The organism is Tatumella sp. JGM118, assembly GCF_018257515.1.
GTDB lineage: Bacteria > Pseudomonadota > Gammaproteobacteria > Enterobacterales > Enterobacteriaceae > Tatumella > Tatumella terrea.
Map to the genome: position 1 here is coordinate 77,917 of NZ_JAERJR010000005.1, position 16,646 is coordinate 94,562.

Annotated in this window: 17 protein-coding genes; 3 read left to right on the forward strand and 14 right to left on the reverse strand. The window is 52.0% G+C overall.

Annotation, left to right across the window (positions count from 1 at the left end):
* Nucleotides 1-42: 42 nt before the first annotated feature.
* The 3 genes from JK223_RS07285 to glpE are packed head-to-tail and all read right to left on the reverse strand — an operon-like array spanning nt 43 to nt 2,033.
* Nucleotides 43-801 carry a DeoR/GlpR family transcriptional regulator gene (locus JK223_RS07285; RefSeq protein ID WP_212713533.1) on the reverse strand — a complete coding sequence of 253 codons (759 nt, stop codon included), beginning with the start codon at nt 799-801 and terminating at the stop codon, nt 43-45.
* A 43-nt stretch (nt 802-844) separates the two neighbouring features.
* On the reverse strand, nt 845-1,678 hold the full coding sequence (glpG, locus tag JK223_RS07290; protein WP_212713534.1) for a rhomboid family intramembrane serine protease GlpG: 834 nt from the start codon (nt 1,676-1,678) through the stop codon (nt 845-847).
* Between the two features lie 22 nt (nt 1,679-1,700).
* Nucleotides 1,701-2,033 carry a thiosulfate sulfurtransferase GlpE gene (gene glpE / locus JK223_RS07295; RefSeq protein WP_212713535.1) on the reverse strand — a complete coding sequence of 111 codons (333 nt, stop codon included), beginning with the start codon at nt 2,031-2,033 and terminating at the stop codon, nt 1,701-1,703.
* Nucleotides 2,034-2,263: 230 nt separating this feature from the next.
* On the opposite strand from glpE, the gene glpD reads away from it, so the two are divergent.
* Nucleotides 2,264-3,790, forward strand: coding sequence for a glycerol-3-phosphate dehydrogenase (gene glpD / locus JK223_RS07300; protein WP_212713536.1), 1,527 nt, complete (start codon nt 2,264-2,266; stop codon nt 3,788-3,790).
* A 79-nt stretch (nt 3,791-3,869) separates the two neighbouring features.
* Here the strand turns inward: glpD and asd are convergent, their stop codons facing one another.
* Complete coding sequence (asd, locus tag JK223_RS07305; protein WP_212713537.1) at nt 3,870-4,979, reverse strand: aspartate-semialdehyde dehydrogenase; 1,110 nt, start codon at nt 4,977-4,979, stop codon at nt 3,870-3,872.
* Between the two features lie 292 nt (nt 4,980-5,271).
* Between asd and JK223_RS07310 the strand changes: the two genes are divergently transcribed.
* Nucleotides 5,272-5,871, forward strand: a complete 600-nt coding sequence (locus JK223_RS07310; RefSeq protein WP_212713538.1) for a YhgN family NAAT transporter — start codon at nt 5,272-5,274, stop codon at nt 5,869-5,871.
* A 52-nt stretch (nt 5,872-5,923) separates the two neighbouring features.
* Here the strand turns inward: JK223_RS07310 and gntU are convergent, their stop codons facing one another.
* The 4 genes from gntU to JK223_RS07330 form a co-directional block, all read right to left on the reverse strand.
* Nucleotides 5,924-7,264, reverse strand: a complete 1,341-nt coding sequence (gene gntU / locus JK223_RS07315; protein WP_212713659.1) for a gluconate transporter — start codon at nt 7,262-7,264, stop codon at nt 5,924-5,926.
* A gap of 12 nt (nt 7,265-7,276) precedes the next feature.
* Nucleotides 7,277-7,807, reverse strand: coding sequence for a gluconokinase (gene gntK, locus JK223_RS07320; protein WP_212713539.1), 531 nt, complete (start codon nt 7,805-7,807; stop codon nt 7,277-7,279).
* A 121-nt stretch (nt 7,808-7,928) separates the two neighbouring features.
* Nucleotides 7,929-8,924 (reverse strand): gluconate operon transcriptional repressor GntR, encoded by a 996-nt coding sequence (gene gntR, locus JK223_RS07325; RefSeq protein ID WP_212713660.1) that lies wholly within the window; start codon nt 8,922-8,924, stop codon nt 7,929-7,931.
* Between the two features lie 113 nt (nt 8,925-9,037).
* Nucleotides 9,038-9,733 (reverse strand): pirin family protein, encoded by a 696-nt coding sequence (locus JK223_RS07330; RefSeq protein WP_212713540.1) that lies wholly within the window; start codon nt 9,731-9,733, stop codon nt 9,038-9,040.
* A gap of 423 nt (nt 9,734-10,156) precedes the next feature.
* Here JK223_RS07330 and JK223_RS07335 point away from each other — a divergent pair, with 423 nt between their 5' ends.
* Complete coding sequence (locus JK223_RS07335; RefSeq protein WP_212713541.1) at nt 10,157-10,423, forward strand: DUF2756 domain-containing protein; 267 nt, start codon at nt 10,157-10,159, stop codon at nt 10,421-10,423.
* A gap of 31 nt (nt 10,424-10,454) precedes the next feature.
* Here the strand turns inward: JK223_RS07335 and ugpQ are convergent, their stop codons facing one another.
* The 6 genes from ugpQ to rpoH form a co-directional block, all read right to left on the reverse strand.
* The gene (gene ugpQ, locus JK223_RS07340; protein ID WP_212713542.1) at nt 10,455-11,201 is read right to left on the reverse strand and encodes a glycerophosphodiester phosphodiesterase; all 747 of its coding nucleotides are present in this window, start codon (nt 11,199-11,201) and stop codon (nt 10,455-10,457) included.
* On the reverse strand, nt 11,198-12,271 hold the full coding sequence (locus JK223_RS07345) for a sn-glycerol-3-phosphate import ATP-binding protein UgpC (protein WP_212713543.1): 1,074 nt from the start codon (nt 12,269-12,271) through the stop codon (nt 11,198-11,200). The genes ugpQ and JK223_RS07345 overlap by 4 nt, the downstream gene beginning before the upstream one ends.
* Before the next feature lie 3 nt (nt 12,272-12,274).
* Nucleotides 12,275-13,120, reverse strand: coding sequence for a sn-glycerol-3-phosphate ABC transporter permease UgpE (gene ugpE / locus JK223_RS07350; protein ID WP_212713544.1), 846 nt, complete (start codon nt 13,118-13,120; stop codon nt 12,275-12,277).
* Nucleotides 13,117-14,004 (reverse strand): sn-glycerol-3-phosphate ABC transporter permease UgpA, encoded by an 888-nt coding sequence (gene ugpA / locus JK223_RS07355; RefSeq protein ID WP_212713545.1) that lies wholly within the window; start codon nt 14,002-14,004, stop codon nt 13,117-13,119. The genes ugpE and ugpA overlap by 4 nt, the downstream gene beginning before the upstream one ends.
* Nucleotides 14,005-14,094: 90 nt before the next feature.
* The gene (ugpB, locus tag JK223_RS07360) at nt 14,095-15,414 is read right to left on the reverse strand and encodes a sn-glycerol-3-phosphate ABC transporter substrate-binding protein UgpB (protein WP_212713546.1); all 1,320 of its coding nucleotides are present in this window, start codon (nt 15,412-15,414) and stop codon (nt 14,095-14,097) included.
* A gap of 230 nt (nt 15,415-15,644) precedes the next feature.
* Complete coding sequence (gene rpoH / locus JK223_RS07365) at nt 15,645-16,502, reverse strand: RNA polymerase sigma factor RpoH (protein ID WP_212713547.1); 858 nt, start codon at nt 16,500-16,502, stop codon at nt 15,645-15,647.
* Nucleotides 16,503-16,646: the final 144 nt, after the last annotated feature.

The window sequence follows — 16,646 nt, forward strand, 5'->3', positions numbered from 1 at the left end:
AAGTGTTATCCACCGTTTGGTAACGGTGGATATTTCAATCGCTCAGCACAGCACCAGCTGCACATCATGCTGCCGGATAACACTGAGTAGTTCTTCCGGCGGCTTACGGTCCGTGTACAGGCTGTCCAGCATACTGATATTCCCCAGATTCACCATCGCATTCCGGCCAAATTTTGAATGGTCGGTGACCAGGATGACATTCCGTGAATTTTCAATGATCGCACGCTTCGTCCTGACCTCATGGTAATCGAATTCCAGTAACGTTCCATCCATATCAATACCGCTGATCCCCAGAATGCCATAGTCCAGCCGAAACTGAGAGATAAAGTCCATCGTTGCTTCACCGATGATCCCGCCATCCCGAGTACGGACATCTCCGCCGGCCACAATGACTCTGAACTCCGGTTTTGCCATCAGCAACATCGCCACATTCAGGTTATTGGTCACAACCTGCAGATGCTTGTGGTTCAGTAACGCATGAGCCACCGCTTCAGGCGTGGTACCGATATCGATAAACAGCGTCGACCCTTCGGGGATCTGCGCGGCAACACTGCGGGCAATACTGGCTTTTTCTTCGGAATACATCATCCGGCGATCATGCCATGCCGTATTCTCGGCGCTGGAGGGTAAAGCCGCGCCACCGTGATGTCGCTGGATCTGGTTCTGTTCTGCAAGATCATTCAGATCCCGTCGGATTGTCTGCGGGCTGACCGAGAAATGTTCCACCAGCTCTTCAGTGCTGACATATCCCTGTCGTTTGACCAGTTCAATAATGACATCGTGCCGCTGAGTCTGCTTCACTCTACCCTCCTGTGCAGGATTTCCCTGACCTCTGTCTTCATCATCAACGCTGCTTTCTGGCGGACTGAGTATCGGCAAACGCCATCGCCAGCCCCACCAGTAATCCCGTGAAGTGCGCCATATTGGCGATATCCATCCCGAACAGCCCATAATACCCGACAACCAGCCACACTATAGAGAACACAATTAATCCGCGTTCCAGATACACTCCGCTCTGCGGGTCTCTTTCGCCCCGTAACCAGCAATATCCCATCAGTGCATAGACCACACCGGAGAGACCGCCGAACCAGATCCCGCTGAATTTGGCTTGCATCCAGCCACTCAGTAAGGCTGAAATTACGGTGATCACAAACAATTTTCCGCTACCCAGCCGTTTCTCAACCGCGCCGCCCAGATACCACCACCAGAGCAGGTTAAAGACGATGTGCAGCAAAGAAAAGTGAAGGAATATATGGCTGACCCAGCGCCAGACCTGGAAATATTGCCCCGACCCGTCAGGCCAGGACAGCCAGCTTAAGACCGTTTCATCACCGACAATCTGCATCAGAACAAACACGACGATGCAGATCATCATCACACTCATCGTCAGCGGACCGGCCCGTTCACGGAGGTTGGTCAGAAACTGCCCCCGCGGGTACTCCATACGTAGCCGTGTCGTCCCGCTTTTCCAGCTCGCGGCCTGATAGCGGGGATGATTGGGATCGCGCATAAACTGACTGAGTTCACTTTCCGTTAATGTCAGCTGATCTTCATCGTCCAGCCAGAGCTGGTAACTGTTTTGCTGCTGTTCAATATGCAACCTGACGCCGCGGGTTGCCATATAATCCACAAACGCCTGGGCCATTCGCGGGTTCGTAAACTGCGTAATACATTTCATGACCTATCCCCGGTACCGGACATTATCCCTGACTGTTATCGGTGCGGATTTGCGCAGGAAACGCCGTCCGCCAGGCATCAAACCCGCCGTCAACACTATATACCTGATCAAACCCCTGATTAATAAGATATTGAGCCGCACCTTTACTGCTGTTGCCGTGATAGCAAAGTACCAATACCGGCTGGTCAAACTCCGCTTCTGTCATAAAATTGTTGAGAGTTCCGTTGGTCAGATGGAAAGCCTCAGCAACATGTGCCGCTTCAAAACTTTGCGGGTCGCGAATATCAACCAGGATAGCGCCCTGTTGTAACTTCTCCATTGCCTGCAGAACGTTAATGCACTCGTAGGTTTCCATATCACTCTCTCTAATCAATCAGCTTACAGCCGCACATTGTAACCTGATCTTTGTTCTCCCGATAATCCGATAAATCACGTGCTTCAGCTGTATTGTCATCCGGTTTTGTTATCTGTATCACGCTAAAATGTTTTCATAAGGTTAAATATTGGCATCAATGTTTGTTTTCGCCTATGATAATGTTCGCAAACGAACATTGACTGATTATTCCGAACACCGGAGGAAAGCACGTGGAAACCAAAGATCTGATCGTCATCGGTGGTGGCATCAATGGTGCCGGAATTGCGGCAGATGCTGCGGGACGTGGCTTATCAGTACTGATACTGGAAGCCCGGGACTTTGCCTGTGCGACGTCCTCTGCAAGTTCGAAACTCATTCATGGTGGTTTACGCTATCTGGAACATTATGAATTCCGTCTGGTCAGTGAAGCGCTGGCCGAACGGGAAGTCTTACTCAAAATGGCTCCCCACCTCGCCTTTCCTATGCGTTTCCGTCTGCCGCACCGCCCGCACCTTCGCCCGGCGTGGATGATCCGTACGGGATTATTTCTGTATGATCATCTGGGGAAACGGACCAGTCTGCCGGCCAGTAAAGGGATCACTTTCGGGGCAGACTCAGTACTGAAACCGGAAATTAATCGTGGCTTTGAATACTCAGACTGTTGGGTGGATGATGCCCGTATGGTCGTCGCGAATGCCCAGGCTGTCGTCAGCCACGGGGGAGAAGTCAGAACCCGTACCCGGGTGACCCGCGCATGGCGTGAAAACGGTTTATGGATCGTCGAAGCCGTGGACAGTGACAGCGGGGAACACTTCCGCTGGCAGGCAAAAGGTCTGGTAAATGCTGCCGGTCCATGGGTGAAAGAATTCTTCGATAACGGTCTCGCGCTCAAATCGCCTTACGGGATCCGATTAATCAAGGGCAGTCATATCGTGGTCCCCCGTGTCCACCAGGGGAAAGAAGCCTATATCCTGCAAAATGAGGATCACCGCATCGTGTTCGTGATCCCGTGGATGAATGAGTTTTCGATTATCGGCACGACCGACGTCGAATATCATGGCGATCCGAAAGATGTGAAAATTGATGATAACGAAACGGATTACCTGCTTAAGGTCTTCAATGACCATTTCCGCCATAACCTGACGCGCGAGGATATTGTCTGGACCTATTCCGGTGTCCGGCCGTTATGTGACGATGAGTCAGACTCCCCTCAGGCAATCACCCGCGATTACACGCTGGATGTGCATGATGAGCATGGCAAGGCACCCTTATTGTCGGTGTTTGGTGGCAAGCTGACAACGTACCGCAAACTGGCTGAGCATGCGATGGAAAAGCTGGCGAAATATTATCCGAAGGCCGGACCGGCCTGGACCAAAGAAAGTGTGCTGCCCGGCGGGCATTTTTCCGGCAGCCGTGAAGACTTTGCCGCCAGCCTGCGCCGCCGCTATCCGTTTATCACCGCGAATATGGCTATGCACTATGCCCGGACCTATGGCAGTAATACGGAAAAGGTTCTGGGTGATGCACAACGCCTGGAGGATTTGGGTGAAAACTTCGGTCATGAATTTTATGAGGCAGAACTGCGCTATCTTGCCGACCATGAATGGGTTCACGAGGCACAGGATGCGCTCTGGCGCCGGACAAAACAGGGAATGTGGCTGACAGAGGAACAACAGGCCCGGGTCGCTGAGTGGCTGAAGACCCGGTATAACATCTCTTCTGTACTTCCCGCATCGTTACCGGTGGCCGGGCTGTAATCTTCAGACAGAAAACAAAAGAAGGCGGCCTGGTGGTCGCCTTCTTTTTTCCTGCGCTCTGTCAGAGAGCCACTCTTTCTTAGCCTGCTAACTGACGCAACATTCTTCTGAGAGGCTCGGCCGCGCCCCAGAGTAACTGGTCACCCACGGTAAAGGCCGACAGATATTCCGGCCCCATATTCAGTTTACGTAACCGCCCGACCGGCGTGGTCAGCGTCCCGGTGACCGCTGCCGGTGTCAGTTCACGCATAGACAATTCACGATCATTAGGAACCACCTTCACCCACTCATTATGACTGGCCAGCAATGATTCGATCTCCGGCAGAGAAATATCTTTCTTCAGTTTCAGGGTGAATGCCTGGCTATGGCAACGCAGTGCACCGACACGGACACAAAGCCCGTCAACCGGGATCGTCGCGGATGTCGACAGAATTTTATTAGTCTCTGCCTGCCCCTTCCACTCTTCACGGCTTTGACCGTTGTCCAGTTGTTTATCGATCCAGGGGATCAGGCTGCCGGCCAGAGGAACACCGAAGTTATCGCTGGGTAAGGTGCCTGAACGCGTCAGCTCAGTGACTTTACGCTCAATATCCAGAATGGCGGACGCCGGGTTTTGCAGTTCTTTGGCAACATGGCCATGCAGCATGCCCATCTGAGTGAGCAATTCACGCATATGACGGGCACCGCCGCCGGAAGCTGCCTGATAAGTCGCCACAGAGGCCCACTCAACCAGATCATGAGCGAACAGCCCGCCCAGTGACATCAGCATCAGACTGACGGTACAGTTCCCGCCGACAAAGGTCTTGATACCGTTTTCTAATCCACGCTGGATGACATTCTGGTTCACCGGGTCGAGAATAATGATGGCATCGTCTTCCATACGTAAGGTGGACGCTGCATCAATCCAGTACCCCTGCCAGCCTGATGCCCGCAGCTTCGGATAGATATCGCTGGTATAATCGCCGCCCTGACAGGTAATAATAATATCCAGCGCACGCAGCGCTTCAATATCACTGGCATCCTGAAGTACGCCATTCTGACGACCACCGAAAGCCGGTGCCGGTTGCCCATGCTGAGAGGTAGAAAAGAAGACCGGATTGATCGCATCAAAATCACGCTCTTCACTCATTCTGGACATCAGTACGGAACCCACCATGCCGCGCCAGCCAATAAAACCTACATTTTTCATCTTGTGCCTGCTTATCCTGTATTCTGAGTTCTTTTACGCCGCATTGTCAGGAACCTTGACAACCGATCGTGAGATTATACGATCTGCAGAAATAATATCCGCTCCGGAACTGATCTCTGATGAAATAAATCTTTTCCATCACCTCAGCCGGCCTGCATGTAATAATCAGATTTACCTATGACCCCCAACTCTACAAAATGCACACGCGCTGGCAAGTAAATAAATTCGATACGCCAGGCTTTTTTAATCATTGAACTAATATCAGCGCTGACCAAAGGATAAGACTGCCCTCATGACAGAGATGATTTCCGTTACCGTACTCCTTTTATTGATCATGGATCCGCTGGGTAATTTACCCATTTTCATGTCAGTACTCCGACATCTCGAGCCGCGCCGGCGGCGGGTCGTGATGATCCGCGAACTGTTAATCGCTTTGGTTATCATGCTGCTGTTTTTATTTACCGGGGAAAAAATTCTGGCCTTCCTGAATCTGCGGACAGAAACCGTGTCGATTTCCGGGGGGGTTATTTTATTTCTGATCGCGATAAAAATGATTTTCCCCGGACCTGAGCAAAGTGGATCCGGTAACGGATTACCTGCGGGTGAAGAACCTTTTCTGGTCCCCCTGGCGATCCCTCTGGTCGCCGGCCCCTCATTACTGGCCACCTTGATGCTGATGTCTCATCAATACCCGGGATCTCTGGGGATGCTGGTCCTGTCTCTGCTGCTTGCCTGGGCGATTACCTCGACCATTTTATTACTTTCGGGGGTGTTCCTGAGGTTGCTGGGCGATAAAGGGGTGAATGCGCTGGAACGGCTGATGGGGTTAATCCTGATTATGCTGGCCACACAGATGTTTCTTGATGGTGTGCGGGCCTATCTTAAGCTCTAAACATCGGGCGCAGCAGTCTGCCCTGCTGCGCCTTCATTCGTCACTCGCCTGATCAGCTTAACAGCGTAAACGCTATCATGCCGATAATTCCCCCGGTGGTGCCCAGGATAGTTTCCATCAGCGTCCAGGTCTTCAGTGTTTCTGCTTCGGTGGCACCGGTAAAGCGACCGAACAGCCAGAATCCGGCATCATTTACATGACTGCAGATAATGGACCCGCCCCCGATACAGATGGACAGCGCAGCCAGTTGTGCGCCGTTGTAATGTAAAGGACCGATCACCGGCATAATCAACCCCACCGCGGTCAGACAGGCCACCGTTGCCGACCCCTGAATAATCCGCACCGCGCCGGCTAGAATGAAGCAAGCCAGAGCCACCGGCATCCCAGCCCCGGCAATGGCATGACCCAACGCAGGGCCTACCCCGGAATCCACCAGTACCTGCTTAAAGACCCCTCCGGCACCGATCACCAACAGAATAATTCCCGCCGGTTGCAGCGCTTCACCACAAATCTGCATCACACGGGAGCTATCCATTCCCTGACGCCGCGCCAGTCCGTAAATAGTGATCAGACACGCCAGTAAAATTGCGATAAAGGGATGGCCAACGAATTCCAGCACGTGATAAAGACGGGAGTCTGGCTCCACAAAATGGGTTCCGATCGTTTTCAGGCCCACCAGGACCAGCGGGAAGAGGATCAGCGACAGGCTGAAACCAAATGACGGCAACGTGTGCTGATCTGCCGGTGCCGGGGCACTCTCTTCCGGCAAGCTAAAATGCACATAACGGGCAATAATGCTGCCAAACAAGGGGCCTGCAATCAGCATCCCCGGGATCGCCGCACAGAGACCCAGCAGGATCATCCAGCCAAAATCGGCATGCATCTGCGCTGCCAGTAACATCGGGGCTGGCCCTGGCAGTACAAACGCTGCGGCTGCGGCAACACCTGCAAACAACGGTATCACCAGTCTGACCAGGTTTCCGCCGGTACGCCTGCCCACCGCAAAGGCAATACTTATCAGCAGGACGACGGCCACTTCAAAGAACAATGGCAGTGCGCAAATAAACCCGGCAATGCCCATCGCATAGTGTGCACGCTGTTCACCGAAGGTTTTCAGCATACGCATCGCTATCTGATCGACAGCACCGGTTTCATGCAGTATTTTGCCAAACATGGCCCCCAGCGCCACGACAATAGCCAGAAAGCCTAACGTGCCGCCCATTCCCTGCTGCATAGTTTCAGTAATTTTTTCCAGCGGCATCCCCGACAGGATCCCGGCGCCGACCGAGACCAGCATCAGGGCAACAAACGCATGTAAACGTGCTTTCATCACCAGCAGCAACAACAGAAGAACTGACCCCACCGCCGTAAGAACAAGTGTTGCGGTACTCATCATTACCAGTCCTTAGTTAATGGCGTCTTTAATCGCTCCGACGGTCGCCGAAACCACCTCATCAATGGACTGCCGGATATCCACCGCCACAACATCGGTCTCTTCCGCACCAGGCTCTTCCAGCGTCGAGAACTGGGTCACCAGCATAGAGGGTTTAAAGAAATGTCCCTTACGGGCTTTGAGGCGGGATTCAATGGTATCGAAGTCCCCTTTCAGGTAAATGAATTTCAGATTGCTGTTACCTTTACGAAGGATATCCCGGTAACTTTTTTTCAGGGAGGAGCATACTATTAACGATACAGCCTGAGTCCGTTGCATGGCAAAAGCTGCATCATTAATGGCCTGCAACCAGGGCTGACGGTCCTTGTCATCTAACGGGTGACCATCAGCCATTTTCAGTATATTGGCACGGGGATGCAGAAAATCACCATCCAGAAAGGCGGTCTGCAACTCTTGTGCAACCCTGTTGGCAACAACCGATTTCCCGCTACCTGAGACGCCCATCAGAATAAAGACATAATGTTTTGAAGAGGGTGTAGACATTGTTCGCTCCGATTAATGTTACCGATAACAATTAATCAAAACATTGTCATGAGTCGTTCATTTTCTGGCAACAGATTAAGTGTTAAAAACATCAAACTGTGAACTGAATCATAAAAACAGGTTAAATACTGCGCCCGGTCTCAATCTTAAAGCCAAGATCACGGACAGGCTCAGTGATCTCCTCTCCCCTGAGTCGTCGCAATATCATAGCTGAAGCTTCCTCTCCGATTTGCTTACGCGGAGTGACGACGGTGGCCAGTACCGGCGAGACCACGCGGGTAATGTCATGCCCATGAAAACCAGTGATCGCAATCTGCTCTGGTACATTCAGCCCCAGTCTCTGGCATTCAAACATCGCCCCGACCGCCAGATCATCATTGGTACAACACAGGCTATCCATCTGCGGAAATCTCTGCAGCGCTTCTTTCAGTAACATGGCCCCGGTGGTAAACGAAGAAGGTGTTGCGCTCATAACAGAAAGTGGTTCAAGGCCGGCTTCCTGCATCGCCCGCTGATATCCCTGTTGTTTCTGAAGGGTGCGCTCATCGAGCCTGGCCCCCAGATAAACCGTTGAGCGGTATCCACGGCGGATGAGCGTCTCTGCCATCTGCCGCGCGGCTTCCGTGTTATCAAAACCCACCGCCATATCCAGACAGGGCGACACAGAGTCCATAATTTCCACCACCGGAATCCCTGCCGTTTCCAGCATTCGCAAAGTGGCAGGTGTATGGGTTCTTTCTGTCAGGATCACCCCATCGACATTCCAGCCCAGCAGGGAACGCAGCTGTCGTTCTTCTTTTTCGGCCTGGTAACCAAAATGAGCCACCAGGGTCTGATAACCGGCGGCATCGTTGACGGTTTCTATCCCTTTCAGGACATCCGCAAAAACATGATTGGTCAGTGAGGGAAGTAATACAGCAATCGCTTTGCTGGTCGCATTCGACAGTATCTCCGGGACCCGGTTAGGGATATACCCTAACTCATCCAGCACAACAGCAATGCGCTGGCCTAATGCTTCAGAGACTTGTTCCGGATTACGTAAAAAGCGGCTGACCGTCATTTTAGTGACGCCCAGTCTGTCTGCAACATCCTGAAGTACCGGCCTTTTTTTCTTCATGGTCATAGGAACTCATTCCCGTCTGGAGTAGGCTGAGTTTACCATTAAACACCGGTACAAAAATGCCCCGTAAGCGATCCAGCTCACAGGGCATAACTTTTTATCGGGATTTATCAGACCGGCGGCAAATCGAAGATAAGGACTTCAGTATCCTCTTCCGCCTGCAGTGTCAGCGCAGACTCTTCTGTCAGCGCAAGTGCGTCACTGGCTTTCAGCGACTGGTCATTGATGGCAAGTTTACCTTTCACCACCTGAACCCAGTAATTCCGCCCGCTCTCCAGGGAAATATGCTGTGTCTCCCCAGCCGGGACGACCTGGCGGGATAAGGTCATATCCTGCCAGACTTTTAATGAGTCTTCCCGGCCATCCGGGGTTAATACCCATTGCCGGCCCCGAGGATCGTCAAAACGTTTCTGCTCGTAACGCGGCTCAACACCGGCACGCTGAGGCATAATCCAGATCTGATAAAGATGTAACGGCTCCGTCGCGCTCGGATTATATTCCGAATGACGGACCCCCGTACCTGCACTCATGATCTGGAACTCTCCTGCCGGGATCTGCTCCTTATTGCCCATGCTGTCCTGGTGTTCTACCGTTCCGGAAAGAACATAGGTCAGGATTTCCATATCTTTATGGGGATGTGTCCCGAATCCCTGACCGGGGGCAATAATGTCTTCATTAATGACCCGTAAGGCCGAAAATCCCATAAAATCAGGGTCATAATAGTTGGCGAAAGAAAAGGTATGCCAGCTCTTCAGCCAGCCATGGTGTGCGTGACCACGATCTTCTGCTTTACGTAAATAAATCATCTCAGACTCCTTAATTTTTTATAGTCTGACGCCGATCACGCAGAAAAAATAGCTGAAAAAGTTCACGCCTCTGTTCAAAAAAAGTGAATGATATTCCGCGACGGAGGGACGGGATGGCGGTAAAAAAAAAGCCAGCCCCGAAGGCTGGCAAATTAATACCGGAAGCAATGTGAGCAATGTCGTCTCTCCACCGGAAGTCCGTTAAGGATGACCGGTGAAGATGTGGTAATAATAATCATTATCATTACTATTTGTAAAGCAGGATCTCTGCTTTTTATCTCTATGTCTCATCAGACTATGCTGAAAAACACCGACGGCCTAACGGAATCCGCCGCTCCCACGCACTCCCGCGCTGCCGGTTCGTTGCCCGATAGCACAAGCAGACCTATACTTTTCCGATGTGCTATCCGAAGGGAGAACATCATGCTCAAACCTCTGCTATTAATCACGATCTTCGCTCTGCCGCTGAGTAGTTTCGCTGATATCAGCAGTAACCCGTTAAACCCTACTCAACCCGGGGCCGTATATAATCCGTCACAGAAAAGGATGCAGGACCAGATGGAAATGCAGCAAAAAACGGAACAGTTGAAACTGCAGAACGAACAGCAGCAACAATCACAAAAAATTCAGCAAACTATCAGCCAGCAGCAGGCACAGGCGAGACAGCGACTCAGCAGTACCCAACCCTGAGGTCGCGGAGAGCCGCCCGCCCGCTGGCGTTTTATGCGCTGAAACCGGGGCCAATAACATCAATACAATCGGTACAGATCATATCGACACCCCACCGCAGAAGCTCCCGGGCTCGCTGCGGGTCATTCACCGTGTACACCAGAATACGTAACCCGGCGGCTTTAATCTGTCGGGTGCGCACTTCATCCAGTAACCGGTGATTGAGGTGGAGGGCGACACAACCCAGCTCATCCGTCTGAGCCTGCCAGTCGTCCTGCCACTCATCCAGTAACAACCCCCGGGGCAGTTCCGGTACGGCATCCCGGGCAGCCGCCAGGGCCTGAGGTGAAAATGACGACAGTAAGGGAGCGACCTGCCCCTGCCAGAGTGTTCTGGCTGCCAGAGCAACGTCACGACCGGTCAGCTCGTCCTGCCCGGTGGTGGGTTTTATTTCAATATTAGCCTTCATCCCATACTGCCGGCAGCGTTCAGCGACCTGTGCCAGCAGCGCCGGGGGTTCATTTCTGAAGCTATCGCTGAACCAGCGCCCCGCATCCAGCGTCGATAATGCTGCCCAGTCCTGTTGTCCGGCAATCCCCTGACCACTGGTTGTCCGTTCCAGGGTGTCATCGTGCAGCAAAAAGACCTGATGATCTTTTGAGAGTTTTGCATCAAATTCGATCATGGTATGCCCGTAACGGTGCCCGACATCGATAGCCGCCAGGGTATTTTCCGGTGCCAGTTTTCCGCCACCGCGATGAGCCACAATGTGCGGGTAAGGCCAGGGCTGAGTTTTCATTCCAGACGGTGTCCTGTAGTGGTGTCAAAATAGTGCCGGGCGGTCAGCGGAACCTCCAGCCATAGCAATGACCCGGGCTGCGGACGTTGCTCATGAGGTAAACGGACCACCAGGCGATGTTCCCCGATTTTACCATGGACTAAGTTATCAGCCCCGAGGATTTCCAGCGTTTCAACCTGCATCGGCACTCCGCCTTCTTCCCGGGAACGGAGTTTAATATGTTCCGGGCGGACCCCTAAGGTTATCTGCCGGTTGGCCAGACCGGGCTGCTGCTGGCTGAGGGGAAGATGGCACTGCGGGTCGAGGATAATGTCCCGGCCATCAGCACTGATTTTCCCTGGCAGCAGGTTCATGGCCGGTGAACCGATAAAGGCCGCAACAAAGGTCGTTGCCGGTTTTTCATAGACTTCGACCGGCGTTCCGACCTGCTCAACAATGCCTTTATTCATCACCATGACACGCTGGGCCAGTGTCATGGCTTCTACCTGGTCATGGGTCACATAAAGACTGGTTGTTCTCAGCCGTTGATGGAGTTGCTGCAACTCCAGCCGCATTTGTACCCGTAAGCGGGCATCCAGGTTAGAAAGAGGTTCATCAAACAGGAACACCGATGGCTCGCGCACAATGGCCCGTCCCATCGCAACCCGCTGACGCTGCCCTCCCGATAATTCACGGGGATGGCGGGTCAGTAAGGTATCCAGTTCCAGGCTACGGGCTGCCTGCAGAACCTTCTGGCGGATCTGTTCTTTAGCCATCCCCCGGATACGGAGTCCGTACCCCATATTCTGCTCAACCGTCATATGCGGGTATAACGCATAATTCTGAAACACCATCGCAATACCGCGATCTTTCGGCTCCAGGGTAGTGACACACTGATTATCAATATAAATATCGCCGGAGCTGACCGTTTCGAGGCCAGCCACCATTCTCAGTAAGGTCGACTTCCCGCAGCCGGAAGGGCCGACCATCACCATAAATTCGCCTTCTTCAATCGTAATATTCAGCGGCTGAATGATCCGGTTTTTGCCATCATACGATTTTGTTACTGCCTGAAAATGTACACTTGCCATAACTTATTTCTCACTTTCTACCAGGCCTTTCACAAAGGCACGCTGCATAATAATCACGACGAGCAACGGCGGAATAAGGGTCAGCAGCATCGCTGCCATCACCAGGTTCCACTGTGTCACGCCATCCCCCAGCGAAATCATTCCGCGTATACCTGCAACAGCGGTGCTCATCCGTGAATCACTGGTAATGAGCAAGGGCCAGAGATACTGGTTCCAGCCATAGATAAAGGTAATCACGAACAGGGCTGCCAGATTGGTTTTGGATAATGGCAATACAATGTCAAAAAAGAAGCGCATCGGGCTGGCGCCATCAATGCGGGCAGCCTCAATCAGCTCATTCGGTAAGGACAGAAAGAACTGCCGGAACAAAAACGTGGCCGTGGCCGATGCCATCATCGGCAATATCAACCCGTTATAGCTGTTGAGCATATGCAGCTGTGACACCACTTCCACGGTCGGGAAGATGCGTACTTCGACAGGTAACATCAGCGTGATAAAGATCATCCAGAAAAAGAACTGACGCAGCGGAAAACGAAACCAGACCAGCGCAAACGCAGAGATGATCGAAATGGAAATTTTACCGACCGTGATACCTAACGCCATAATCATACTGTTGAGTAACATATGGCCAATAGGCGGGCTGCCGGGACTGACGCCCTGCGTCCAGATGGTGTGAATGTTTTGCCAGAGATGGCTGCCGGGCAGCAACGATATCGGGGATTGGAAGACCTCATGGTTATCCAGGCTGGCAGCAACCACCGCGATATAAACAGGGAACAGAATGGTCAGAATACCCAGCCATAACATGATGTGACTGAAGATATCGAGACCACGACGATTTTCTATCATTGGTAGCGCACCTTACGTTCGATATACCGGAACTGAACGACCGTCAGCAGAATGACAATCACCATTAACACCACCGACTGAGCCGCCGAGGCACTCAGGTCCAGCCCCGTGAAACCTTCACGATAAATTTTATAAATCAGGGTCGTGGTGGACTGCACCGGACCGCCCTGGGTCGCCGCATCAATCACCGGGAAAGTATCAAAGAAGGCATAGACCAGATTGACGACCAGCAGGAAGAAACTTACCGGGGTGATCAATGGCAAAGAAAGATTGATAAACCGGCGTACCGGCCCGGCGCCGTCCAGCGCTGCGGCTTCGACTAAAGAACGGGGAATCGCCTGTAATGCTGCGAAGAAAAACAGAAAGTTATAGCTTAACTGCTGCCAGACTGATGCCAGGACAACCAGAACCATCGCCTGACCACTATTTTGTGCATGATTCCAGTTATAGCCCATCCATTGCAGTGCATGGCTTAGCACCCCCATGCCGGGGTTAAACAGGAACATCCAGAGTACGGCCGCTATCGCCGGCGAGACGGCATAGGGCAGCAGCAGTAACATCTGATAAAACTTCTTCAGGCGCAGAACATGATCCACCAGTGCTGCAAATAGCAGTGAAATGACCAGGCCTATCCCCGTCACCAGACCGCTGAAAATGATCGTCGTACGGAAGGAGTCCAGGTAATACGGATCCCGGAACAGTTCATAAAAGTTTTCAAGCCCGACAAAGCGGGAAGAAAATCCGAAGGGATCCAGATTTTCAAGTGAATACCATAGCGCTTCACTGGCCGGCCAGATGAAGAAAATCAGCGTGACCGCCAGCTGTGGCAGCAGCAACAGGTAAGGCAGAACGCGCTGATGAAATACGGGGCGGGAAGATGACATAATCGAAGACCTCAGGCGGTAAGACGATAAAAGCTACCCTCCCGGGCCCGCCTGACGGTGAGGCCTGAGAGGGTATCGCTGATACCGGGGTTACTGAACCTGCTGGCGGAAACGTTCCAGCAACAGATTTCCACGTTTAACCGCGTTATCCAGCGCAACTTTCGGGGTTTCTTTGCCCGTCCAGACGCTTTCCAGCTCTTCATCAATGACCGTACGGATTTGCGGCATATTGCCAAGACGTAAGCCTTTAGTGAAAGGCAGAGGCGGCTTATTCAGCATCTGTTTCATGGCAATATCTTCGCCCGGATTCTGTTTATAGAATCCCTGCTGGCGGGTCAGGTCATAAGCCGCCTCTGTGGCGGGCAGATAACCGGTTTTCTGATGCCATTCTGCCGCAATCGCAGGCTCGGCCAGGAACTTCATGAATTCGGCCACGCCCTTATACGTCTGAGCGCTCTGACCGCGCATTACCCACAGGCTGGCTCCGCCGAGCATGGCATTCTGCGGGGCTTTTTTGTCTGTTGCATCGTAAGGCAGCATGCCGACACCAAAGTTAAATTTGGCGTACTGGCGAATATCGGCCAGAGAGGCAGACGAAGCGGTCGTCATACCACATTCACCACTATAGAATTTCGCGGTAGATTCATCCTTACGACCGTAATAGGTGAACGTCCCGGCTTTATTCATCTGTTCCAGCATTTCAATATGACGGATCTGCTCCGGTCCGTTAAACACCAGTTTTGCGTCGGTGCCATCAAAGCCATTATTCTCTGTAGCGAAAGGCAGACCGTGCCAGGCGCTGAACTCTTCAAGCTGGATCCAGCCCTGCCATCCACTCGCATAGCCACAATTCATTCCGGACTTACGTAATGCCGCTGCATCTGTTTCCAGTTCCTGCCAGGTCACCGGCGGCTTTTCAGGATCCAGACCCGCTTTTTTGAAAGCATCTTTGTTGTAATAGAGCACCGGGGTTGAACTGTTGAACGGTTCCGAGAGGAGTTGCCCGGTTTTCGCATCGGAATAATAGCCGGCAATGGTCGGTACAAACTGCTTTTCGTCAAACGGGATCCCGGCATCTTTGAACACCTGATAAACCGGTTTAATGGCGTGGGAGGCCATCATGGTTGCGGTGCCGACTTCATACACCTGTAATATGGCCGGCGCATTTCCGCCACGCACGGCCGCAATGCCTGCCGCCAGACTTTGTTCATAATTCCCTTTATAGACAGGGACAATTTTATAGTCAGGATGTTGCTGGTTAAAACGCTGAGCCAGGGAGTTGACTTCTGTCCCCAGCCCGCCGTCCATGGAGTGCCAGAAAGGTATTTCAGTGACTGCAAATGCATTACTACTCAGGCCGGAGGCCAGTAACAACCCTGCTGCATAGTGACGTATTTTTATTGCTGACATAGTTTTATCCTGTGGCATTAACTGTCCGCTAAGAGATTCGCGAGCTAAAATGACACGGGAAAATGACAGAAAAATTAATTAAAGATGTCAGTTATATGACTAAAGAATGACAGGACTCCCGGCAGAACGGGGAATCTGTTAAACATCAGGCACGATCAATTGCGCTGCCCCGGCTACCAGACAATAAAAAAGGGCGGCCACCAGGCCACCCTTCTGTAAAATTATCCGGATCAGGCTTCGATAGCCACCCGCAATTTTTTCATGGCATTCTTTTCCAGCTGGCGAACACGCTCTGCGGAAACACCATACTGATCGGCCAGTTCCTGCAACGTTGTTTTGCTGTCTTCATCAAGCCAGCGGGCACGGATGATATTCTGGCTACGCTCATCCAGACCCTGCATCGCATCGCTCAACTTATCAGCCGCATGGGCTTCCCAGTTATCTTCTTCAATGCCGTCAGCAAAGTCAGACGCTTTATCCTGCAGATACAGCATAGGGGCCATCGATTTCCCTTCGCTGCTTTCGTCATCCGGCGTCGGATCAAATGTCATATCCTGGGCAGCCATCCGTGATTCCATTTCACGGACATCTTTGCTGCTGACGCCCAGTTCACGCGCAACCATTTCGACTTCATCCTGATTAAACCAGCCGAGGCGCTGTTTAGTCTTACGCAGGTTAAAGAACAGTTTACGCTGAGCTTTCGTGGTGGCCACTTTCACGATACGCCAGTTGCGCAGCACGTATTCGTGGATTTCTGCTTTGATCCAGTGGACTGCGAAGGAAACCAGACGTACACCCACTTCCGGATTAAAACGGCGTACCGCTTTCATCAGGCCGATGTTACCTTCCTGAATAAGATCCGCCTGAGGCAGGCCATAACCTGCATAATTACGAGCAATATGAACCACAAAGCGCAGATGTGACAGGATCAGCTTTTTCGCTGCATCCAGATCGCCCTGGTAATGCAGCCGTTCAGCCAGCGCTTTTTCCTCGTCGGCTGTCAGCATCGGGCAGCCGTTCGCGGCCCGGATATATGCATCCAGATTACCCAGAGGAGCAATAGCTAAAGCATGCATTTCTTTGGTCATTCAAACCCTCTCAGAATTATTGAAAAATATTGCCTGATCCTTACCACAACCGGCGTCTTTATTATGTCAGCCATGTCTAAAGATCGAAAGCAATGCGTGCTATTAATCAGTAAGACACTAAAGTTATCCACAGGTTCATTCTTT

Coding starts and splice junctions, on each gene's coding strand:
- gntU (WP_212713659.1), bottom strand. CDS start 7,264: ATGAGTACCGCAACACTTGTTCTTACGGCGGTGGGGTCAGTTCTTCTG.
- glpG (WP_212713534.1), bottom strand. CDS start 1,678: ATGAAATGTATTACGCAGTTTACGAACCCGCGAATGGCCCAGGCGTTT.
- ugpB (WP_212713546.1), bottom strand. CDS start 15,414: ATGTCAGCAATAAAAATACGTCACTATGCAGCAGGGTTGTTACTGGCC.
- JK223_RS07330 (WP_212713540.1), bottom strand. CDS start 9,733: ATGATTTATTTACGTAAAGCAGAAGATCGTGGTCACGCACACCATGGC.
- ugpQ (WP_212713542.1), bottom strand. CDS start 11,201: ATGAAAACTCAGCCCTGGCCTTACCCGCACATTGTGGCTCATCGCGGT.
- JK223_RS07345 (WP_212713543.1), bottom strand. CDS start 12,271: ATGGCAAGTGTACATTTTCAGGCAGTAACAAAATCGTATGATGGCAAA.
- JK223_RS07335 (WP_212713541.1), top strand. CDS start 10,157: ATGCTCAAACCTCTGCTATTAATCACGATCTTCGCTCTGCCGCTGAGT.
- gntK (WP_212713539.1), bottom strand. CDS start 7,807: ATGTCTACACCCTCTTCAAAACATTATGTCTTTATTCTGATGGGCGTC.
- glpE (WP_212713535.1), bottom strand. CDS start 2,033: ATGGAAACCTACGAGTGCATTAACGTTCTGCAGGCAATGGAGAAGTTA.
- JK223_RS07310 (WP_212713538.1), top strand. CDS start 5,272: ATGACAGAGATGATTTCCGTTACCGTACTCCTTTTATTGATCATGGAT.
- asd (WP_212713537.1), bottom strand. CDS start 4,979: ATGAAAAATGTAGGTTTTATTGGCTGGCGCGGCATGGTGGGTTCCGTA.
- ugpA (WP_212713545.1), bottom strand. CDS start 14,004: ATGTCATCTTCCCGCCCCGTATTTCATCAGCGCGTTCTGCCTTACCTG.
- ugpE (WP_212713544.1), bottom strand. CDS start 13,120: ATGATAGAAAATCGTCGTGGTCTCGATATCTTCAGTCACATCATGTTA.
- gntR (WP_212713660.1), bottom strand. CDS start 8,924: ATGAAGAAAAAAAGGCCGGTACTTCAGGATGTTGCAGACAGACTGGGC.
- rpoH (WP_212713547.1), bottom strand. CDS start 16,502: ATGACCAAAGAAATGCATGCTTTAGCTATTGCTCCTCTGGGTAATCTG.